13 protein-coding genes are annotated in these 21,804 nt (G+C 55.7%); 7 read left to right on the top strand and 6 right to left on the bottom strand.

What is annotated here, in order from left to right; genetic code table 11:
- The first annotated feature begins 35 nt into the window (after positions 1 to 35).
- Positions 36 to 1,097, top strand: a complete 1,062-nt coding sequence (locus tag ACS92L_RS12970; RefSeq protein WP_438765355.1) for an HlyD family secretion protein — start codon at positions 36 to 38, stop codon at positions 1,095 to 1,097.
- An 85-nt stretch (positions 1,098 to 1,182) separates the two neighbouring features.
- Here ACS92L_RS12970 and ACS92L_RS12965 read toward each other — a convergent pair whose 3' ends face one another.
- From ACS92L_RS12965 to ACS92L_RS12955, 3 genes are all read right to left on the bottom strand, one after another.
- On the bottom strand, positions 1,183 to 1,926 hold the full coding sequence (locus tag ACS92L_RS12965; protein ID WP_438765354.1) for a glutathione S-transferase family protein: 744 nt from the start codon (positions 1,924 to 1,926) through the stop codon (positions 1,183 to 1,185).
- Between the two features lie 77 nt (positions 1,927 to 2,003).
- Positions 2,004 to 2,705, bottom strand: a complete 702-nt coding sequence (locus ACS92L_RS12960) for a lysostaphin resistance A-like protein (protein WP_438765353.1) — start codon at positions 2,703 to 2,705, stop codon at positions 2,004 to 2,006.
- A gap of 154 nt (positions 2,706 to 2,859) precedes the next feature.
- Positions 2,860 to 4,884 (bottom strand): autotransporter domain-containing protein, encoded by a 2,025-nt coding sequence (locus ACS92L_RS12955; protein WP_438765352.1) that lies wholly within the window; start codon positions 4,882 to 4,884, stop codon positions 2,860 to 2,862.
- Between the two features lie 180 nt (positions 4,885 to 5,064).
- On the opposite strand from ACS92L_RS12955, the gene ACS92L_RS12950 reads away from it, so the two are divergent.
- On the top strand, positions 5,065 to 5,979 hold the full coding sequence (locus ACS92L_RS12950) for an MBL fold metallo-hydrolase (RefSeq protein WP_438765351.1): 915 nt from the start codon (positions 5,065 to 5,067) through the stop codon (positions 5,977 to 5,979).
- Between the two features lie 209 nt (positions 5,980 to 6,188).
- On the opposite strand, the gene ACS92L_RS12945 is transcribed toward ACS92L_RS12950, so the two are convergent.
- The 3 genes from ACS92L_RS12945 to ACS92L_RS12935 all read right to left on the bottom strand — a co-directional run bounded on the left by ACS92L_RS12945 (position 6,189) and on the right by ACS92L_RS12935 (position 13,337).
- Complete coding sequence (locus ACS92L_RS12945) at positions 6,189 to 7,634, bottom strand: hypothetical protein (protein WP_438765350.1); 1,446 nt, start codon at positions 7,632 to 7,634, stop codon at positions 6,189 to 6,191.
- The gene (locus ACS92L_RS12940) at positions 7,631 to 12,496 is read right to left on the bottom strand and encodes a hypothetical protein (RefSeq protein ID WP_438765349.1); all 4,866 of its coding nucleotides are present in this window, start codon (positions 12,494 to 12,496) and stop codon (positions 7,631 to 7,633) included. Before ACS92L_RS12940 ends, ACS92L_RS12945 begins: the two co-directional genes overlap by 4 nt.
- Before the next feature lie 190 nt (positions 12,497 to 12,686).
- The gene (locus tag ACS92L_RS12935) at positions 12,687 to 13,337 is read right to left on the bottom strand and encodes a hypothetical protein (protein WP_438765348.1); all 651 of its coding nucleotides are present in this window, start codon (positions 13,335 to 13,337) and stop codon (positions 12,687 to 12,689) included.
- A 368-nt stretch (positions 13,338 to 13,705) separates the two neighbouring features.
- Here ACS92L_RS12935 and ACS92L_RS12930 point away from each other — a divergent pair, with 368 nt between their 5' ends.
- From ACS92L_RS12930 to ACS92L_RS12910, 5 genes are all read left to right on the top strand, one after another.
- The gene (locus tag ACS92L_RS12930) at positions 13,706 to 13,990 is read left to right on the top strand and encodes a hypothetical protein (protein ID WP_438765347.1); all 285 of its coding nucleotides are present in this window, start codon (positions 13,706 to 13,708) and stop codon (positions 13,988 to 13,990) included.
- A 178-nt stretch (positions 13,991 to 14,168) separates the two neighbouring features.
- Positions 14,169 to 15,707 (top strand): N-6 DNA methylase, encoded by a 1,539-nt coding sequence (locus ACS92L_RS12925; protein ID WP_438765346.1) that lies wholly within the window; start codon positions 14,169 to 14,171, stop codon positions 15,705 to 15,707.
- 43 nt (positions 15,708 to 15,750) lie between these two features.
- Entirely contained in the window at positions 15,751 to 17,235 is a 1,485-nt protein-coding gene (locus ACS92L_RS12920; RefSeq protein ID WP_438765345.1) for a type I restriction-modification system subunit M, read from the top strand.
- Positions 17,232 to 18,389, top strand: a complete 1,158-nt coding sequence (locus ACS92L_RS12915; protein WP_438765344.1) for a restriction endonuclease subunit S — start codon at positions 17,232 to 17,234, stop codon at positions 18,387 to 18,389. Before ACS92L_RS12920 ends, ACS92L_RS12915 begins: the two co-directional genes overlap by 4 nt.
- Positions 18,390 to 18,392: 3 nt before the next feature.
- Entirely contained in the window at positions 18,393 to 21,803 is a 3,411-nt protein-coding gene (locus tag ACS92L_RS12910; RefSeq protein ID WP_438765343.1) for a DEAD/DEAH box helicase family protein, read from the top strand.
- Position 21,804: the final 1 nt, after the last annotated feature.

Raw genomic sequence — 21,804 nt, 5'->3', positions numbered from 1 at the left:
TGATTCCCAAACCCCTTTGATCCCTCGAGAGTGCCATGAGTAACCCTGCCGATGACGCCCGACCCCGGTCGCGCAAGACGTTGATTCTGACGATCGTGATCGTGCTGATCGCCGCCGTGGCGGCGGCCCTGCTGGCCCGCCATCAGTTCCGCGGTGGTGAGGTCTGGACCAACGATGCCCGCCTTGATGCTGACTACGTGGTGATCGCCCCGCAGGTGGAAGGCGATCTGGTGGCGGTACACGTTGACGATCACGACCGCGTCACGCGCGGCGATGCGCTGATGGATATCGATCCGCGCGACTATCAGGCAGCCGTCGATGACGCCGAGGGTCAGGTGGCCGCGGCCCGGGCAGCGCTGGCACAGATCAAGGCGCAGCTGGCCCAGCACCCGGCGCAGGTGCAACGCGCTCAGGCGCAGGTGGCCGAGGACGGCGCCAATGCCGACTACGCCCACGCCACCGCCGAGCGTTACCGGCGGCTGCGCCACAACGGCAACGTCTCCGATCAGAACGCCCAGCAGGCCGAGGCCAACGCCCACGCTCAGCAGGCGAAGCGTCGGGCCGATCAGGCCGAGCTGGCGCGCGTTCGCCAGCAGGCGCAGGTGCTCGAGGCGCAAAGGGAGAGCGCTGAAGCGACGCTGGATCAGGCGCTGGCGCAGCAGGAAAAGGCTTGGCTGTCGCTGTCGCGCACCCATCTCACCGCGCCGGTGGATGGCGTGATTGCCGAGCAGTCGGCCCGCGTGGGCGGCTGGGTCAATGCCGGCAGCGCGCAGCTGGCCATCGTGCCGGTGCAGGGCATCTACATCACCGCCCACTACCGCGAGGTCGATATCACCGATGTCGAGCCCGGTCAGCCGGTGGATATCTCGGTCGATGCCTGGCCGGACCTCAAGCTGCACGGCCATGTCAAAAGCCTGGCCCCGGCCACCGGGGCCACATTCTCACCGGTGTCGAGCAACGACACCTCCGGCAACTTCACCAAGATCGTCCAGCGCCTGCCAGTGCGCATCGCGCTCGACCCCGACCAGCCCGGGCTCGATCGGCTGCGGGTGGGGCTGTCGGTGGAGACGACGATTCACACCGACGCCCCCGGTTGAGAAACGGCAGGTGACCCTGATCCACGCGTTAAAAAGCTCGGCCGTTGCCGAGCTTTTTTTGTAAGGGCCATCCTGAACGGCGGGTTTATCCGAACGCGGCCAGCGCCAGATACGCCCCGCTTTGCGCCTGAATCTCGCGGCCCAGCGTATCAACTTCTTCTGACACGCTCTGGAAGTGCGCTCGGCGGGCCAGGCCTTCAAGCCAGGCATCCACCTGCGGATAGCCGTCAAAGCGGTAGCCGGCGGCGCGGATCTGATAGAACTCGCAGCCCATGGCGAGATCGGCAATGGTGGGGTGCTCATCCCCCAGCAGCGTCGGCGCATGGCCGCTACGTTGCTGATGCTGGAAGTGCGCCTCGAGCCGTTCCAGACCCGGTCTGAGACCCTCCTGCAGCGGCTCGAGCAGCGTGGCCTGAATCTCGCGCTTGAGCATCGGCAGGGTCAGGTGCAGGTTCATGATGTGGTGGAACATGTCGAAGCGGCGCAGGTTGTTGTGGTACCAGGCAAGCCACTGGTCAATTTTTGAACTGCGGGGGATGTCCTGCTCCCCCGGGTACCAGCGCCGGGCGGCGGCCTGATCCGCGGCGGTGCGGCACAGGTGGATCATGATCGCCTGGCTTTCGGCCAGAGTGAGCGTCTCGCCGTCATGTTCGACCACCAGCGCCGGCACGGTCTGGAAGGGGTTGATGGCGGCAAATTCATCGGTGCGGGTCTCGCCGCCGGCGAAGTCGACCTCGTGGAAGTCGTACTCGATGTCCAGCTCGCGAAGGAGCATTTCCGCGGCGCGCGAGGGCTGGGAGAGGCGATGGGCGTAGAGGGTCGTGGGCATGATGGGTCACCTGGCGGGAGGGTGTTTCAGCCTGGCACAGAGACCTGTCTCCCTCCTGCGCTGTGATATCGAGTCGCTTAAAACAGCGCCCCGGCCAGGCCGATGGCGGAGACGAAGGCGTGGAGCAGCATGGGCAGCAAAAGGCCCCGGGTGCGCCAGCGGTAGTAGCCCAGCACCAGCCCCCAGCCAAACAGCGCCACAAACGTGAGCAGGTGGTGATACTGAATCATGTGCAGCCCGGCAAAACACAGCGCGCTGAACACGACCAGAAGCGCCACCCGCCATCCGCGCGGCTGATCATCGATTCGCGCGATCAGGAAATGACGAAACGCCAGCTCCTCGATAAACGGTGCCCAGATCAGCACGCAGCCCACCATGATGGCGATCTGCAGCGTGGTCTTGCCGTCATAAAGCGAGACCATAAACGCTTCGGGCGCCATGTCCAGCCAGACGCTGACGGCAGCGGCCAGGCCCTGAATCAGCAGCACCAGGCCGATGCCCCGGGCCAGATCGCCCCAGGTGAAGCGCCCGACAAGGGTGGGCTGCGCCGAAAACCAGCGTCGCCATGCCCAAAAGCCGGCCAGCATCAGCAGCAGGGACGGCGCCAGAATCACTGCAAAGCCGTAGCCCTGAATCAGGGTGGCAAAGGCGGCATCGCTCATGACGTGTTGCAGCCCCTGCACGCTCAGAAACTGAGCGGCGAGATAGCCGGCAAACATTACAAGGCCGAAGAACACCTGATGGGCGCGCTGCTGATAGAAAAGGCGGGGGTCGATCATGGCCCGGACTCCGGTAGCGGGGATCCGGGCAGGGTAGCACTCGCCCCTTTATTTCGTGATACGGGCGGCGTTCGACATGGCCGAAAGGCTCGGGGCCGTGACGCTGGCCCCTTATGTGGGGTAGCACAGGCGGTTGCCCGCGCCACCGGGTGTCTTAGAAACGAAAGTCCAGGGTGGCGCTGGCGCCGTGGTCGCTAACGTCGTCATCCAGATGGCCGACGTAGCCGACGCTCAGCGTCGAATGCGCTCCCAGCGCCAGACCGAGATCGGCCCGCAGGCGAAGAGCGTCCCGGCCGGGGCCGGCGCCCTTGACGGTGAAACGCTCGCCGTCGGTAAAGGCGGCGTCAAGTCTCGGGGGGCTGTCGTTGAGCCGGCGCTGCCAGGCGGCTTCACCTTGCAGCGTCAGCGGCAGGCCACCCAGCGGGAGGCGTTGATCATGGCGCAGCCCGAGCGTGGTATAGCCGCTCGATGCCCTGTTGCCCTCCGCGGAAAGCGCGGCGGCACCGCCGGTCTCTCGCACGTCATCGACATCCACCGACAGATAGCTCACCCCGGCGAAGGGCTCGAGGGTGACCGGCCCAAGCGATAAATGCCGCGAGAGTTCGGCAAAGGTGAGGATCGTTCTGGCGCTGTAATCGGCCTCGAGGTCGTTGTCGAATCCGGTAAATCGCACGCGCCGCCGGCTCTCGGCGTCGCTGTAGAGATAGGCCGCGCCAAGACTCAAGGTGGTGGCCCCCAGGTCGTGACGTGCGTAGGCGCCGACGTAGGTGTGATCGAGATCCGCGCGGGCGTCCATTCCATCCATGCGAACACGGCTTTCACCACTGCCCACCAGCGCGCCCACGCGCCAGTCGTCCAGCGGCGCGGCATCGATACCGACCGCCAGGCCGTGGCCGCGGCGCTGAAAGCCGCCGGTCGGGTTGCCATCCAACTCGCTTTTTGAGCCGTAGCCCTGGCTCCAGACGACGATACCGTCACCGGCATCACCTGTGGTGTCCCGGGCGAGGCGCTGGCGCATCAGCGATTGAATCTGCAGGGCGTCCTGGGCGATGGCACTTGGCGTTGCAGCATGAACCTCGCCGGGCAGCTGATCGAAGGCGTGGGCGGCGGTCGCGGCGTCCCGGCTCACCAGGGCGTCGTAAAGGGCATTGCCGAACCCGAGCCGATCGGCACTTGTGGCGGCGGCGCGGGCGTTGTCGCTGGTGGCAAGCGCGGCAAAGGCCGTGGTGTTGCGCTCGATGATCAGGGCCGGTCGGCGCTCGGCAAACCCGAGTCTTGAGCGCAGAAAGGCGGGCGCGGCGGCGATGTCACCGAGACGGCCCGAGTAACCCTCGGGCGTGGCCAGCGGGAAGGTGATCACGGGGCGCGTGGCGATGGTGGCGTTAACCGGCGCGTAGGTGTCATCGAGCTCGCGTGTGGCCACATAGGGAAGCAGACCCTCGCGCAGTGCTGCTTCAACGTAGGCTGCCTGGTTGGCCTCATCGCCCGGATAGGAAGTGGAAAGGATAAACCTGCCCTCGGCCAGGGCGGTGCGCAAAAACTCGAGATCGCTTTCCGTCCACGGGGAGGGCCGGTCGTCGTCGTACCACAGATCCTCCACGCCGACGCCGTCGATCGCCGCCAGATAGGGGCGATTGGGTGTGCCGGGCATGTCTTCGGAAATGCCCAACAGGCCGACGGCGTTTTGCGGGATGATCAAAAAATCCGGGTTGAGCGATTTGGCGTGCTTGGAGAGGCGAATAACGAACTTTTCCATCTCGGCGCGCAGGTCTTCGCCCGTATAGCGCGCCTGCACCGATTCCAGGGTGTAGGCGTCAACGATGTCCAGATAGGCGCCGCTGTAGCCAAGCGCGACCGCTTCCTCGATGCGCTCGAGCATGAGCTGCTGCCACTCGGGCCGCCAGAAGGCGACCCGATAATTGCCCCGCCAGCTGTCGTTTTCCTCAAAGACGTAGTCGGGCACGCCCTCGGCGCTCATCGCCTGCCAGTAGTTGCGGTAATCCTCGGCCTCGCCGATGCTCACATAGGTGATCAGTGTCTTGTCGCGGGCCTGAATGGCCTCGACCTGGGCTCGGCTCAGGCCGGTATCGTCCATATCGACGACCGCAACGCTGAAGTGCTGTGCCTGAAGGCTTTCGTAGGAGGCCTCCTGCAGCTGATAAATGTAGGGAATGTCCACGCAGGCTATTGTCCAGAATCGCCGGGAAGACGCGCAGCCTACTCCGCGGGCGCGCGTCGCCAGCCAACGAATAACGTGGCCTCCATGGGCTATTTCTCCCGGCCATGGATATGCCTCGATCGTCTAACGTTATATTGCATTCGGCGCTACCCTGAGAGCATTTCCCTTCAAGGAGTCACCATGAAGACCTTTGCCCTTTCACCGGGAGACCCGGCAGGCTCCCGGCCCGATGTCGCCGGCTTTTTCGATCCCCGCACCTTCAGCATTCAGTACGTGGTGATTGACCCCGCCACGAAGCGCTGCGCGATCATTGACCCGGTGCTCGATTTTGACGAAAAGGCCGGTGCGACTGCCACGCTACAGGCCGATGCGCTGCTTGAGTACATCGAGCGCGAGGGGCTCGAAGTCGAATTGATTCTGGACACCCACCCGCACGCCGATCATTTCTCCGCCGCCCGCTATCTTCACGACAAAACCGGCGCGCCGACGGCCATCGGTCGGCCGGTGACGAAGGTGCAGGCGCTGTGGAAGGAGATCTACAACTGGCCGGATCTCAGAGACGACGGCAGCCAGTGGGATCATCTCTTTGATGAGGGCGATACCTTCCGGGTGGGCGAGCTTGAGGCTCGCGTGATGCACTCACCGGGCCATACGCCGGCCTCGATCTCCTATGTGATCGGTGATGCCGCCTTCGTACACGACACGCTTTTTCAGCCCGACTTTGGCACCGCACGCGCCGACTTTCCCGGCGGCTGCGCCCATCAGCTGTGGCATTCGATCCAGGCCATTCTGGCGCTGCCGGACGAGACGCGCGTCTTCACCGGCCACGACTATATGCCCGGGGATCGCGCACCGCAGTGGGAAAGCACGGTGCGCGAGCAGCGCGAGACCAACAAGCACGGCCTGAAAGACAGCAGCGAGGCGGAATATGTCGAACTGCGCCAAAAGCGCGACGGTGAACTGCCCATGCCGAAACTGATCCTGCATGCACTGCAGGTCAACATCCTCGGCGGGCGCCTGCCCGAGCCCGAAAGCAACGGCCGGCGCTATCTGAAGATACCGCTGGAGGCACTGGACGGGGCAAGGTGGGAATAGCAAGGGGCTGGCGTCGCGAACCGGGAATGAGCATTCGGCGACGCCATTGAAGTGACGAATGGTTATTCGAGATTCTGAATCTTAATGTTGATTTAAATTATTAAATCTATGATTAACAACTGCTTGCGTGAAAATGTATATCATTTAAAGGCTTGTACTACCCATGATACTACCCAATTGATATCTGTAAGCATAAGGAATAGCGGGCCTCACTGGCCGCACGGAAGCAAAGCAATCTCACGGTCTGACCAGCAGGATTCTTTGTAAACGCAGGCTTGGCAACAGGTTCGAGTGTCGATAGCTGCAATATGGCATCGATCTTCGCGTCGGTCAGCGATGGTCTGGTGTGCGCAATGATGCAGCTTGGTGTCGACGAAGAACGCGCGGGGACTGGCAGTGGTCGGGGTATTAACCGCATTAGCACCGATCGAGTAACCAACTGTGCGGCATTCCGCCCATGCGTGGAATCGACACTGAAGGGCCGGTTCCTCATACAGGTAGTGAGTCTGCGAGCCTGTGACGGCTAGCCAATTGTTGGGAATAGTACGGACAGCCTGAACAAGCAGCTTTCGTGCTTTTCCCAGCGCAAGCCCCCCAGCGGCTATAGCAGATACTTCGGGGAACCCAGGGAATTCGTTCAGTCCGCTTGGCTGAATTTGAAGTTCAAGTTCTTCACTGCATCGCTTTAGAAGTACTGTGGCGGCGGCAGTGACCTCGGACGTATGCGGTTCAAGTGTCTCTTCATTATCTTCGGTTCGTGAAAGCTGCATAACGATAGGATCTTCTGCATCAATCACAGTGAACAAGGCTTCATCTTCCCGCTGAATAAGAATCGCCGGATATATTAATATTCTGGGTTGCTGAACAAATATCGGGCTTCCTGTTGCCTCATGGTTAATTAGCAGGCCATGGTAAGCGGCTTCGAAATTATCGCTGTCAATATAATTCTTGAGTTGAGAGGACCTGATGCGGACAGGAGCTGTGTCAGCGAGCATGACACGCGCCATATGCTCAAAGATGACGTGAGCATAGGCAATATATTCTTTTTGTTCAATAAGATAGAACTGCTGATCATTGATATCGCCATTGCAAAAAGTTGCAACTGGCGTCTTGAATATCAAAATCCATTGCCCACTAGAAAGAACAGCGCAAGGAATTTCATGAGCGTATTGATTCTTGAAAGTTTGTACATAACCTGCAAGCTGCGAAAGATTATCATGCCACTCGCTTATAACAGGGGACTTCTCTTTCTCACCATTCGAATGGATGTGCTTGATTGCGGCAACAACTAGATTGGCTTTGGATTCGTTTCTCCATTTGCCTTTGCCCACGATAATAGGCTTGTCCCAAGATTTCGCCTCTAGGATCAGAGCTGGCGCGCGTGTACGCGCGTTAACACCGACGTAGTCGACGAACTTGGTAGTGTCAGCCTTAATCCTTGCTTCTTCAGCGACATTTCCTGCAGTACCTAGTTTCCAGCCGAGCAAGCTCAACAGCCTATCAAAGAAAAACACTCTCGTATCATGCTCGTGAAAGGCTTTGCCATCCGCGCCGGCGTAAGCGTTTATGACGCCTGGTTGAAGCTGGTGGTCGATCGCAGCAAGGATGTCCGCTAATCCCTCACGAAACTCACTCTCGGCAGCGACCCGGTTCATTGGATCAGCTCTGGAAGGCGATAGAGAAGCCGCTGCGCAGAAGGCCAGCCAGCCTTCATAAATATTTCAAGACAATCGATCAGCGCGGCGCGCCGAGTCCCGTTATCGAAAAGCTCCTTGTGATCCGCAAGGAACACGCCAACCAGCTTGACGAGTAAATCGACGCCAAGCGATTCAAACTGATAGCCCGTACGATTCCCACCAGATCTCAATGCATGGGCTGTCAAATCAAATGCTCGAGCTGGATTGGCTGGTAGCAGAAACTCAAAAAGCTGAAGAAGGTAATAGACCGTATGCGGCGTGGCATAGTTGCCGAGGGTTTCGAGAATTTCGGCTACCTCATCGAAATAAAGCGCGATCGCGTTGCTGCTGAACGTGTTTTTGTCATTATCGCTATTTTTTCCAGCCCCAACTGCAAAGAACAATTGCAGACATGCATCATCGAGCAGTCGAGCATAATCGCGCGCCTTTTGAGATTGCTCGGGACTAGGAGAATCGATTTCAAGAAAGGCTTCTAATCCATGGCTAGCGACAATAACAACATCGTTGACCAGCTTTTGCGCGCGATGGCGAAGATTTTTGTCCTCGATATTGGCTGGATGCTCAATTCCAGCTACGAGCCCGTTTCGCAGGGACCCAAGAATTTTCGAAAGCTCGTCACGGTACAAGGCAGACTCAGCGATCCAGCCAGCTACTACTTCTTGTGAATCCTGTCGTTCATAGGTTACCCATAAAATCGCGAGTAGATCTGATAGGGTTTCACGCATTCGTGGCTGGCGTTCTGGGTCATCATCAAATCGATGAAGAAGCGGTAAGGCCATCGCCTCGACTTTTTCCGGATCCTTGTGAGCGACTCTCCCAAGCACTGAGGTACAAATATGATCGATCACGCCCTGGTTGCTTTCTGCAGTTAGACGTGTCGATAGGTGTCGCCAGAAACTATCCCGATCAAGATCCCAAATACGCAAAGTATGCAAGATCGCCTGCAATCTAACGGCCGGATGAGGGTCATTCAGCAAACGATCAATAGTGGGTTTGAGAATGGAATAGAGGTTTGGCCATAGAAGTACCATGTCGAGACTAAGCTGGGCAGCATCGACGCGGGGAGCCGGCGATCCCCACGAAACGCTGTTCTCGAAGTTTGCTTCAGTATCATTTTCTATCCGTGGACCAGCTGAATTCGCGACGATCGTGAACATTTTCAAAAAGCGCTGGATTAATGCATCGTCTTTGATTTCTGGCTGTGCTTTGACGTCTACTAATCGGACAAGGCTCTCGGAGATTTGCCCCTCGGCATACACTATCAGGTGGGGATTCTGCTCAACGTGATCGATAGTTCTGGCAAGTGTCTCTATCGCATCGAGAGCATCTTCGAGGTCGATAATAGTCCTTTGAGCGTCATCCTTGTTCCCCAGCCTTTGTTTGGTCTCGTCGATCGCTGCCATTAATACGCAGTTGGCAGCCACTTCTTTATCGAGATCCGGGATCCAGTAATACGGTTCCGGAGATCCGGCGGTCATGCTCAGGGTGAACAGACGATCGTTCGAAACATCGTCGGCGCCAGCCAGCACACCAGCTGCATCGCGTGCGTAATCGCTTACCAGATTCGATGGGCCAATCGTACTGAAAAGGCGTCGCTCGAAGCTGACTCGTGCGTCATCAGGTTTTTGGTATCGCGAGAAATCGAACTGACTGACTGCATTTTCGAACTCGGCGCGCATATCTTGCGACAACCGCTGGTATCCTTTTGCGACGATGTCTACTGAATCCTTGCACGTATCCGGCAGCATCAGGAAATCTTCCTGCATTGCAATCGGCAGAACGGTATCGATAAGGGTATCGTCTCGCTCCGTTGCAGCCAGAAAGAGCCGCGACCAAAAGATTGCCAAGCTGGATGTTTCGATGAGGCGCTCAGCTATGTAAATAGCCTCATTGATGTTTGCGGATATTAGGTAGTCAAGCAGCTTTTTGACCAAAGCTTCAGCATCATGACCATAGATGCCATCGGTGCTGTGTGCCCAGATATAGCTACGGTCCTCGCGCAGGCGAACGCGGCGGCCTACGACTTCAAGCTCGGCGTCTAACAGCTCGGGAGTTCGGGTATGCTCCTTCGCGACATACGACTCAACCGCCTGTGTGATAGCGCCGACGGCGTGCTTAGGATGAAGTTGTAAGAACGTTCTAAAAAACTCCTTCAGCGCGTACCGCGCCATGTCGTAATCCTGGCGGGCGTTGGACTTTAGAGGCATGATCTGGCTATTGCCTATCATGGTTTCCTGATCGCCAGTCAACTCGAAACCATAGGTTTCCTGATAGATTCGTTCTGCGAAAGCCGGATCGTGAGGTGCAATCTTCTCGATCTCCCGGCACAGTGCAGGCACCTCCTCGGCAGCATGAAGCGCCAAGCGTTCAGGTGAGAAGATTTTCTCCAGCAATTTCCGTGATGCGTCCGGATCGCTTTCAAAGGTCTCGCTAACCAAGTGGATTGAAGCCGATACGTCGTTGTGTGGTTGCTCAAGGGTAAATGAGTACTCAAGCAAGGCGCGCGCCGCAGTACCAAGGTCCTTGCGCTGCACAGGACGTTCAACGCTATCGGTGAGGCGATAAAGAAGAAATCGCAGCGTTCCTGCGACAGGAGTGACATTTGAAGCAATCTCTCGTACAAGCCCAACCCATGGCGTCAGCGGCGTTTCAGGGTGATCTTCCAGTCGGATCGCTAGCGCGCCACAGGTATGAATAAATGCTTGGACGGCTGACTTATCGTTTGCAACGATCCGATCTGCAAATTTGCTCATATCGCAAACCGCTGACGGATATTCTGCGCATATGCGCCCCGTTGCACTTTTGATTACGGGATCTCCATCTGGATCAGAAAGAATATGCGCCGCTGCGGTCCAGAACGCTGCATGGTCCTGTTCGCGTATCCAAATTTCACGCAGCACGAATGTTAGCGCCTGCGCCAGCATCAGGCCTCGGGCCTCGCCCTTATCGAACCTGAGCCTTCCGGCGATTAGTTCTTCTGGATAGAGCAAGATCCGCGCGGCCGCGAAGTCGAAAAGTAAGTGGTGGCGAAACTGGATCCAGCGCCGGTTATCGACCGAGATCAAGACTCCTTCGCGTTCCAACTCATCGAGAACGGCTGCATCAGACTGCGTAGCAACGTTGAATGGCGCTCGTAGCGCGCGTGCTTCAACCATCGACTCCAAAATCCAGCGAATACAAGCTTGCGCAGGTGCGCCGTGATGCTCGACCCGGTCTTCCCAATACAGCTGAAGAAGTTCCGATTGAGAAGCAACGTGTGAGAGATCGGTGGTGACGAGGCCATCTTTCACAAGATCGCTGAGAAGCCGAGTGTTGAATGGGTTTGCCGCGAGATCTTTCAGAGCCACGGGCGCGTTGGCCAATGCTGCCCTTAAGGCAGGCGCTCTCATAAGGAGCTGGTCAAATTCGTTCCGCGTCCACGGTGGCACCCTAACGTGGCGCACATTAGAAAAACCCGGCTCGACCATTTCCGCAATGGGTGGTTTTCCCTTGAACAACGTCCGAAATTTCTTACCCATACGAAGATCAAACGTTCTGATGGACGCGACGACATTCCACCGTCCATCAAGGGCCATGACCTGTTCGATTAAGGCTCGGAAAACTCCCTCCCCGTGGCCGCCTCGTGTTGCATCCAGCGCATCTATGATAAGCCAGGCGGGTTCCGAGCTATCCCATGCCTTGAGCGTCTCGATAAGACCGTGTTCAAGGCTTAGCTCGTGGCGCAGCCCCTCCAGCGTCTCTACCGAGTGACGATCGACTGCCAGCTCTACTACATCGAAGTCATTGTGTCGAAGATCGCGGGCGAGTGCATTCAGGACTGCACTCTTGCCGGCCCCAGGTTCGCCTACGATGAGAAAAGATCCTTCTTTAGCCGCATCACGTACCTGTTCTTGGCATTCTCGTTCAATTGTTATCTGGTCACCGGGCACTGCTTCTATTACTTCAAAACGCTCAAGGGTTTTAGCGGTCTCAGAACTGTGTGCTTTCAAGCGTTCGATATCGTGCTGGAAGTTCAGTGGCGGAAGAAGAGGAATGCCACGCCCTAAAAGCTTGCGTCGAATGCTCTCCAAGTCGGCCCCGCCGCGCTGCGTCATAAGTTCGCCACAAATCACCTCAAGACCAGAGAGCGCTATAGCAGCATCAGTCGTTGAAGGAACTATTCTTGCCAGAGTTGTCACAACCGCTTGGTGGTACGGTCCTGTTGGATCAAAGATTACAACCCGAATCAACGCTGCCAGTTCTCGTGCTATCGAGGCGTCGTAAGCAAGGGCCGTCGATCCTGCCCAAGCCTGTTCGACGCAAGCTTCGAATGTTTCAAATGCGTGCTGCTGCTGAACGTTGAGCTCTCCGCCGCCGGGCTGCGACTTAAGACGTAAAGCGGCTGGAAGCGCCTCTCTAACTGGAAAGGAATTCTGAGGACCGACTGCAAGAATTAATCGATCGCTATTAGCGTCCAGCGGTCGATTCCAACGAAGACTTCCGTTGCCGTTATGACATGCAAGCCAATGCTGTACGAACTGTGAAATCGTCTTACCGAATGGGCTTTTGAGGTCACGTGATAAAGATGCTTTTGTCTTCACCTGAACTGCTACGAACCCACCATCCGAAGTCCCTATCAATATGTCATCGACAGGTGCTTCCGTTTCAAAGCGCAGCCATTCGGGTTTAGCTGCTCCAAGCTCCAGTTGCCTATCAAAGGATTGCTCCGCGAGAATCCAAGCGCCCATGATGGCGCCGACCTGCTGTTGGAACTGAATGCCGGCGCTAGTGGCTGCACCGCCGCCGCCGGTGGTGGTGGGCTTCCCAGGGGTTTGGGTCATTGTTCGGCATAGCCTCGCTCTTGTTAGCGCTTTTTAACGGCACAGAATAATAGTGCTCTATCTTCTGAGAACTGGATGCAACAGTTATCGTATTGCAGCTTGGAGACCACCTCTCCCCGATCTTTATGCTTAATAATCTTGGAAAGCATAAAGTGCTGTCGTTACATGATGGCCGACAGTCAGGATTTTTTTAGACAGAGCTCAAAGCCTTGGCCAGCTTTTCTCCGTCTTTCAAACGCGTCAGCGTATGCACGAAACGAATTTTTCGGCCCAGCGCATGATGAATCTCTTTGGTAGGCATAGGTGACTCAAGGCGTTGGAAGTCCTGCAGGCGCTGGTAATAGGTTTCATCCTTTCGTCCCTCATGGGGAGCTTTTTCTACCTCTCCGCTGGCAATTCCGCAGGCAACGACGCCTTTTCCTGACTCATACAGAAAAACCATATCACCGGAGCGAATGCGTTCAATTTTCTGCTTCCATCCATCTTCAAACGCTGCAGCGACCTGCTCCTCCAACATCATCTGATGATCTTCTACAGAATTGCCCTTGTTGGTGTTGAGCAGGTAATAGCTCTTCCCTTCAGTGCTGGCTCCACTCGAGCTGGATAGTCCTGACTCTTCGTCATTTTCTCCCGCGTCTTCCTGTCGGATTCGTTGCCAGGCCGGAATGAGGTACTCGGCTATCAGATCGTGCAGGATTTCTTGGCGCGTGCAATCCATATGGTTCGCCAGATCCTGAATCGCCGCCTCTTCTTCTTCCGAAACCCGGATGGTCATACTGACCATATTTCTACTGCGCTTGCGCTTCTCTTCCAGTCTGCCAATAAAATCTTCTACGGACATTTTTTAATTCCTTTTAGATTTAGTTTTGAAAACAAAAGTGAATCTATATAGATTCAATTTTACAGTCAAGCTTCATCTGTAAAAAGTATCGGCATGAATTTTCTGGTTACCTCATGGCTACCAACTAGCCAAAAACAATATGTATGGCCTTATTGGACCGTATTCGAAAAGCTATTAAGATACTGTTTTATAAGGATAAATAAATTTATATGGCACCGGGCATGGTTCATGTGGGGCGATGAATACTCCACCTTGAAGGATCTGTTCTCGTCTTTTTAATAAAATTTTTAAAACTTAGTAATAAGTATACTAGATTTTTGATGGAGGTTTCCTCATACTGGTTTTTATTGAAACGGAGGAACTTCCCTATGGCACGTACAAGACACATGCATCAGCGTATGGGACAGCGCGGCGTTACTAGCCGTCTGGTAGATTTGACCAGCCACTACGGTATGGAAAGCGGCGATCGAATTGTTCTGGATCGCAAGAATGTAGAAGAGCTGCTTGCTGGCCTAGAGACCTTTCGCAAGGATCTGCTCAGCATTCATGAGAAGGGTGGTCTGGTAGTCATTGAAAGTGGTGAAACTCAGATTACGGTGTATCGCATCGATAGCTTCAACCATAAGAAGAAGGCGACCTATGCCAAACACTAATCAGGCCTCCATGCTCATGCCGTTGGTGGGTGCACTGAGGAGTCAGGGCCTTAGCAATCATGACATCGTGCGCCATGTTTCTCTGCTGGCTGCCTGGGCCTGGTGTTTCCATCACCGACCTGAGCTCGGCCTGCCGGATCCCGGAAGCTGCCCCGGTATCACCTCGACCATGGAGACCATGAATGAAGCTCTGGTAGCTGCCGGCAGCTCACTGTCTATGCCTCCAGACCTGCTGGAAATGAGCTGTACTGGCAGAACCGTTCAGGATCTGCAGGATATGGTGGCCACGCTTGAGTGGCTGGATGCTGGAAGCCTGATCGCAGCTCTGGCTGGTTTGGTTGAGCAGGCGCCAGGGCAGCATGCGGATCAGTTCCCGCTGCCATTGCCGCTGGCTGAGCTCATGGCAAGGCTGGGCCGGGCAAACGGACAACAGTTGGTCGCCTCCGGTCCCATGAGTGATTTACCAATGGCCTTGGCTGATGAGGCTGTAGAGCGTACCTACGCTAGTGCATCCCACTCTGCACTGTCTGAGGCTTTAATACTGATCAGTGGCGCCATGATGGTGACACAGGCTCAAGGGACTACAGCACCGCAAACTGATGTAGTGCTGTCCGTTCCCCCCATGGGTGTCAGGATTCCCGACACAGGAAGCGCCGGGAAGCAGCGATCCCGCCGATCCGAAGCTGTCGGTCTTCAGGAAGCGCATGAGCTGGCTACACGGCGAGCGGTTGTACTTGGCCCTGCAAGCCTCCTTTTCGATAAAACGGAGTACGCGCTGAGAGAAACGCTTGTTCGTGACGACTCTATCGACATGGTCATTCAGTTGCCTGCCCAGACGCTCTGGGGCACCAGCATACCGCCTGTTTTGATCGTGCTGGATCATCAGAGAAAGCTGGGAGCACCCATTACCTTTATAGATGCTGCTCGGTTGCTTCCAGATACTTCCCGGCAACGTCTTAAGCCGCTCCATCAAAACCCGGATTTCTGGGAAGCGCTCAGCCAGGTTATTGCATCAGATTCACTGTCTGGTGAAGCATCCCGGCATATCAGCCAGAACGAGATCGAAAGCAACGACTTCGACCTGTCAGTGCATCGCTACATCGCAGGGGATGCCACTCAGAAGATCAGTGATCTGGAGGAGGCTCGCTCGCTGAGCGAGGTGGCCGAGATCGTGCGAGCTCAAACACTCAAAGGTGAAGAAGGTGATGACGGGCGTCTCTTCATTGAAATTGGCGGTCGCGATATCAACGCGAGCGGACAGATCCACATCGAAGAGCCTTACAAGGAAGTCATGGTGGCGGGCCATGCCCGAAAGCGTGCCGAGCAACAGCAATTACGCCCGGGTGATGTGCTGCTCATCGGCAAGGGCAGTATCGGAAGGGTGGCACTGGTGGGAGAGGATTGCGGTGAGAACTGGGTGGCCGGGCAGGTTTTCCTGATCATTCGGGCCCAGAAGCGTGGCCGGGTGAGACCTGAATACCTCTACCGCTACTTGGCTTCCCCTATGGTGCAGCAGTACCTGAAAGAAATTGCCAGTGGTACGAGTATTCCCGTTCTCAAAGCCAATGACATCAAACACCTGCCAGTACCGGCACCCAGTCTGGAAGCGCAGGGACAAGTCGTCGACGTGCACCGCCAGATTATGGAAGAGTACGAAGCCATCAAAGCGCACCAAGCCAAAATCGAAGCGTTATCTCAGCAGTACTGGGCAATCTGACGAAAGACAGCAGCCCTGAGCTCAATTTACAGAAAGGAAAGTCATGATCACAGGCGATATGAAATCGCGCATTGGCCGCATCTGGGACACGATGTGGTCCGGCGGTATTTCCAACCCGATTACCGTCATGGAGCAGCTCACCTACCTGCTGTTCATTAAGCGACTGGACGAGCTGCATACGCTTAAGGAGAGCCAGGCAGTGCGTACCAAGCGACCCATCGAAGAACCAATTTTCGAAGATTCGCAGAACCACCTTCGCTGGTCATACTTTCGCGAAATGGCACCGGATAAAATGTTCGAGACCGTTCGTGATGAGGTCTTTCCCTTTATCAAGACGCTGGGGCAAAAAGGCGACGATGACGGTGAGGGCGGCTCGACCTATACCCACCACATGCGCGATGCCCTCTTCCTGATGCCAGCGCCCAGAGTGCTGGCCAGCGTGGTGGACCAGCTCAATGATATCGACATGAGCGATGCCGATACCAAGGGCGATCTCTACGAATACATGCTGGGCAAGATTGCTACTGCTGGGCAGAACGGCCAGTTTCGTACCCCGCGGCATATCATCAAGTTGATGGTCGAGATGACGGCACCCAGCCCCCGAGACGTGATCTGCGACCCGGCCTGTGGCACGGCAGGCTTCTTGATCGAGGCCTCCAAATACCTGAACGAGCATCACAGCGGCGAGATTTATCGAGATAACGAAGCCCGGCGCCGCTTCAATGAAGGCACCTTTCACGGCTACGATTTCGACTCCACCATGCTGCGTATCGGCAGCATGAATATGCTGCTGCACGGCGTGGAAAACCCCGATATCCGCTACCGGGATTCGCTGGGCGAAACCGACGAAAACGATGCTGAAAAGTACTCGCTGATTCTCGCCAATCCGCCCTTCGCCGGCAGTCTGGATTATGAATCCACCGCCAAGGATCTGCTGCGAACCGTCAAGACTAAAAAGACCGAGCTGTTGTTTCTGAGTCTGTTCCTGCGCGTCATGCAGACCGGCGGACGCGCCGCCGTTATCGTGCCGGATGGCGTACTGTTCGGCTCCAGTACAGCCCACAAGACCCTGCGTCGGTTACTGGTGGAAGAGCACAAGCTCGACGGTGTGGTCTCGATGCCGTCGGGTGTCTTCAAACCCTATGCCGGGGTTTCTACCGCCATCCTGTTCTTCACCAAAACGAACTCCGGTGGTACTGACAACGTCTGGTTCTACGACATGCACTCTGACGGACTGTCACTGGACGACAGGCGCACGCCGCAGCCGGAAAAAAGCGATCTACCGGATATTCTGGCTCGCTGGAAGAACCGGGACGCCGAGCACGATCGCGTGCGGACGGATAAAAGCTTTCTGGTACCCAAGGTCGAGATTGCCGGCAACGACTATAACCTCTCGATCAACCGCTACAAGGAAGTCGTGTATGAAGCCGTAAAGCATGACTCGCCTATTATAACTCTGGAGCGATTAGAGGAGTTAGAAAAAGATATTTTCGAAAATTTAAGGAATCTCAAGGATTTGTTGAAATGACTAATGTTTTCTTGGGAGATATATGCAATATACAAATTGGTAAAACCCCATCTCGTTCAGTTCCTGAATATTGGGGGGGTGATTTACCGTGGGTATCTATCCGAGATATTGCAGAAAACCGCTGCATTACAGAAACAAAAGAAAAAATAACCAGCACTGGTGCAAAAAAGAGTGGCTCGAAAATTATCCCTAAAGGAAATCTGCTACTAAGTTTCAAGCTTTCTCTGGGAAAAAGGGCCTTTGCTGGATGCGATCTTTATACGAATGAAGCTATTGCTGCTCTTTGTCCTATAGATAAAAGTAAGGTTGATATAAATTACCTCTATTGGGCTTTGGACAATATAAGTTATGATGATTATGTAGACAGAGCTGCTAAAGGAAAGACTTTAAACAAAGCAAAGCTGAATAAGCTTTCATTGCGCCTCCCCTCACTCGATGAACAAAAACGTATCGCGGCCATTCTTGATGCCGCGGATGCGCTGCGTGCAAGGCGTTGGGAGTCGATCACACAGCTGGATGCACTGCTGAAATCGACCTTTTTGGAGATGTTTGGTGATCCGGTTATCAACCCGATGCAATGGGGTCTTGGACGTATTGGAGATTTAGGAGAAGTAATCACGGGGAATACACCCTCGCGAAAATGCCCTGAATATTACGGTGATGAAATAGAATGGATAAAATCGGATAACATCAATGATCCTTCATTAACGCTTACCAAAGCAAAAGAAGGGCTTTCTAACAAAGGTAAAAAAATCGCGAGAACTGCACCTAACGGTTCAATCTTGGTTACCTGTATAGCTGGATCAAGGGATTGTATTGGTAACTTCGCTATTGCTGATCGTGAGGTGGCATTTAACCAGCAAATAAATGCATTTATACCAAACAGTAAAATTTCTTTCTGGTATATTTTGGGTGTTTTTCTTACGGGCAAAAGTCTTATTCAACGCGCATCTACAAATTCCATGAAAGGTATGGTTAGCAAGTCTGCTTTTTCAAACATTAGTATCCCATTGCCTCCATTAGATCTTCAGTACCGCTTCGCTGCTATCTTTGAATCTGTTGAGAAGCAACAGACCCGTATGCGAGTCCACCTTAATGAGCTGGATGCCCTTTTCGCTTCGCTCCAACACCGCGCCTTTACCGGAGAACTGTAGGTCATGAGCAATTTTGCCTTTTTGCCACGTGAATTCAGCACTGTCGCCGAGTCCGCCACTCTGGCAGAGGGGCATATTGTGGGTGACCCCAGGGCAGCCTGCTTCCATGCGCGCTTTGCGCTGGAAGCGGCCGTGCACTGGCTGTATCGCTTCGACCAGACGCTCAGGATGCCCTATGACCGCAACCTGGGTGCCCTGCTCCATGAGCCGACCTTTCAGAACCTGCTGCCGGAGGCGGTGTTTCAAAAGGCACGAGTCATTCAGAAGATGGGCAATCAGGCGGTCCACGAACCGCGACCGGTCAGGGAGAGCGACGCCCGACAGGTGGTAAAAGAGCTGCACCATCTCTGCTACTGGCTGACCCGCACCTATACCCCACAGGCCTCTCGAGACGGCGCGGCTTGGCGCGATGAACGCGTACCTGCACCCATGAGCAAGCTCGCCGCGGCCGATGTCGTGCCGCGAGCGGAGCTGGAAGGGTTGGAAAAGAGGCTGGCCGAGCAGAACAAGGCCGCGCTCAAGCAGCAGCAGGAACGCGATACCCTCGATGCTGAAGTTCAAACGCTGCGTCAGAAAGTGGCCGAGGCACGCGAAGCCGCCGAGCAGCGCCCGGATACCCATGATTATTCCGAGGCCGAAACGCGCGACTATCTCATCGATGTCGAGCTGCGTCGTGCCGGTTGGCCGCTGGACAAGCCAGAGGACCGGGAGTACGAGGTCACCGGGATGCCGAATGCCAAAAATGTCGGCTACGTGGACTATGTACTGTGGGGAGAGAACGGCAAGCCACTGGCCGTGGTCGAGGCCAAACGAACGACGGCGGACGCTGCAGTCGGACAACAGCAGGCCAAGCTGTATGCCGATTGTCTGGAAGAGATGCACGGCCAGCGCCCGCTGATCTTCTACACTAATGGCTATGAGACCTGGCTATGGGATGATGAATTTTATCCACCCCGCCAGGTGGCAGGTTTTTATACCCGAGACGAGTTGTCACGCGTCATTCTGCGACGTCAGCAGCGCAAAACGCCGGACGCCACCGTCATCAACAGTGACATTGCCGGGCGCTATTATCAGAAGCGCGCCATTACCAGCATCTTCAGCCAGTTCGAACAGGCTCGTCGCAAGGCGCTACTGGTCATGGCCACGGGTACAGGCAAGACGCGTACCGCCGTGGCGCTGGTAGATGCACTGCAGCGTACTGGCTGGGTGAAGCGGGCGCTGTTTCTGGCCGATCGAGTATCACTCGTTAATCAGGCCGCCAATGCCTTCAAGACCCACCTGCCTGATGCCAGTCCGGTAAATCTGGTTACCGAAAAGCATACCGAGGGCCGGGTTTATGTCTGCACCTATCCCACCATGATGGGGTTGATCGATGACATGGATGGCGACAAGGCCCGCTTCGGGCCAGGTCACTTCGATCTGATCATCATTGATGAGGCGCACCGCTCGGTCTATCAAAAGTACGGTGCCATCTTCCGCTACTTTGATTCGCTGCTGGTCGGTCTGACCGCCACACCCCGCGAACAGGTCGACAAGAATACGTATGATCTTTTTGAACTGGAGCCAGGCGTCCCCACGGATGCTTACGAGCTGACCCAAGCCGTCAAGGATGGCTTTCTGGTTCCTCCCAGGGTTCAGCAGGTTGATCTGAAGTTTCCCAGTCAGGGGATCGACTATGAGCAGCTCAACGATGAGGAAAAGGCTGAATGGGAAAGTCTTGACTGGGGAGATGATGCCGAGGAGGAAGGCATCCCCAGTAAGGTCAACGCGCCTGCCATCAATAGCTGGCTGTTCAACAGCGACACCATCGACAAAATGCTTCAGCATCTGATGGAAAACGGCTACTACGTGGATGGTGGCGATCGGCTGGCGAAAACCATCATTTTCGCGCGCAATCATGAACATGCCAAGGCCATCGAAGAGCGTTTCAATCATCACTACCCAAAATACGCCGGGCAGTTCGCGCGTATCATCGATAATAAGGCCAAATTCCCGCAAAGCCTGATCGATGACTTTTCACAGCCGGAGAAGGCACCCCACATCGCCATTTCGGTCGACATGCTGGATACCGGTATCGATGTACCGGAAGTCGCCAACCTCGTGTTCTTCAAACCGGTCTACTCGAAGATCAAGTTCTGGCAGATGGTTGGCCGGGGGACCCGCCTGTGCCCGGGGCTGTTTGGCCCCGGTGGTGAGGAAGATGAGAAGAAGAATTTCAGGGTCTTCGATTTCTGCTTCAACTTCGATTTCTTCAAGGAGAACCCGGAAGGTATCGAAGCCAGTGGCGGTGTGCCGCTGGGCACGCGCCTGTTTCGGAGCCGCGTTCAGCTATTGAGCCATCTTCAGACCACGTCGGATCTGGATTCTGGGAAGCAACTCACTCCCAAACTGGCCGATGCGCTGCAGGCAGAAGTGTCGACCATGAACCCTGATAACTTCATCGTGCGCATGCACTTGGCCTCCGTGGAGACGTTTAAAGAGCGCGACAGCTGGAACCAGCTCGACAACGAGTCGCGTCAAACGCTGATTAATGATGTCGCCGGTTTGCCTACAGAGCAGGAACCCGAGCAGATCGAATCCCGTCTGTTCGATCTCACGGCTCTGCGCATGCAGCTGGCTCACATCGAGGGCGATACCGCGACCTTTGAGCAGCTGCGTCGTCGCGTGGTCGAAATGGCGTCGCTATTGGAAGAGAAATCCTCGGTGCCACTGGTCAAGGCGCAGCTGGGCTACCTGCAGGCGCTGGCAGACATTGGCTTCTGGGAAGGCATCAACGTCAACATGCTGGAAGAGATGCGTCTGCGCCTTCGTGAGCTGACGCCCTTCTTGGACAAGAAGCGCCGCCCCATCGTCTACACCGATTTCAAGGATGAAGTGCTGGGCGTACGCGATGAAGAAGTCTTTGAGCTGCCAAAGATGACCGGCGTTCAATATGCCCGAAAGGTAGAGGCTTATCTGAAGGAACATCTCGACAACATTGTCATTCGCCGGCTGCGTACCAATCAGCCGCTGACCCAGACCGACCTAGAAAGTCTGGAGACGATGCTCACTACCATCGGTGAAGAAGATGGCGAGGAGCTGCTTCAAAACCTGATGGCGCAGCATGAGGCGCCGTCACTGGCCCATTTCATTCGTGGGCTGGTGGGAATGGACAACGAAGCCGCCAAGGCTGCCTTTTCGCAGTACCTCTCTGATCACAGCCTGACCGTCCCCCAGATGCGTTTTATCGAAATGGTTATCGAACAGTTGACTGCCCGTGGTGTCATGGATGCCAGCGCGCTCTATGAAGCCCCTTTCAGCAGCGTGCACGCCGGTGGGCCGGATGCCCTGTTTGCCGACCGTAATAACGTGATTGAAGGGATCTTCGAGGCGCTGGAGGCGACTCAGCCGAGGATTGTGACGAAGGCAGGATGAG

Source organism: Kushneria halocnemicola, assembly GCF_965650455.1.
Taxonomy (GTDB): domain Bacteria; phylum Pseudomonadota; class Gammaproteobacteria; order Pseudomonadales; family Halomonadaceae; genus Kushneria.
The sequence above is the reverse complement of the archived record's forward strand: the minus strand, read 5'-3'. Positions and strand labels throughout refer to the sequence as shown.

Excerpts from the sequence above, each read along its gene's own strand:
- ACS92L_RS12970 (WP_438765355.1), top strand. The coding sequence starts at position 36 with ATGAGTAACCCTGCCGATGACGCCCGACCCCGGTCGCGCAAGACGTTG.
- ACS92L_RS12965 (WP_438765354.1), bottom strand. The coding sequence starts at position 1,926 with ATGCCCACGACCCTCTACGCCCATCGCCTCTCCCAGCCCTCGCGCGCC.
- ACS92L_RS12960 (WP_438765353.1), bottom strand. The coding sequence starts at position 2,705 with ATGATCGACCCCCGCCTTTTCTATCAGCAGCGCGCCCATCAGGTGTTC.
- ACS92L_RS12950 (WP_438765351.1), top strand. The coding sequence starts at position 5,065 with ATGAAGACCTTTGCCCTTTCACCGGGAGACCCGGCAGGCTCCCGGCCC.
- ACS92L_RS12945 (WP_438765350.1), bottom strand. The coding sequence starts at position 7,634 with ATGAACCGGGTCGCTGCCGAGAGTGAGTTTCGTGAGGGATTAGCGGAC.
- ACS92L_RS12940 (WP_438765349.1), bottom strand. The coding sequence starts at position 12,496 with ATGACCCAAACCCCTGGGAAGCCCACCACCACCGGCGGCGGCGGTGCA.
- ACS92L_RS12935 (WP_438765348.1), bottom strand. The coding sequence starts at position 13,337 with ATGTCCGTAGAAGATTTTATTGGCAGACTGGAAGAGAAGCGCAAGCGC.
- ACS92L_RS12930 (WP_438765347.1), top strand. The coding sequence starts at position 13,706 with ATGGCACGTACAAGACACATGCATCAGCGTATGGGACAGCGCGGCGTT.
- ACS92L_RS12925 (WP_438765346.1), top strand. The coding sequence starts at position 14,169 with ATGAATGAAGCTCTGGTAGCTGCCGGCAGCTCACTGTCTATGCCTCCA.
- ACS92L_RS12920 (WP_438765345.1), top strand. The coding sequence starts at position 15,751 with ATGATCACAGGCGATATGAAATCGCGCATTGGCCGCATCTGGGACACG.
- ACS92L_RS12915 (WP_438765344.1), top strand. The coding sequence starts at position 17,232 with ATGACTAATGTTTTCTTGGGAGATATATGCAATATACAAATTGGTAAA.
- ACS92L_RS12910 (WP_438765343.1), top strand. The coding sequence starts at position 18,393 with ATGAGCAATTTTGCCTTTTTGCCACGTGAATTCAGCACTGTCGCCGAG.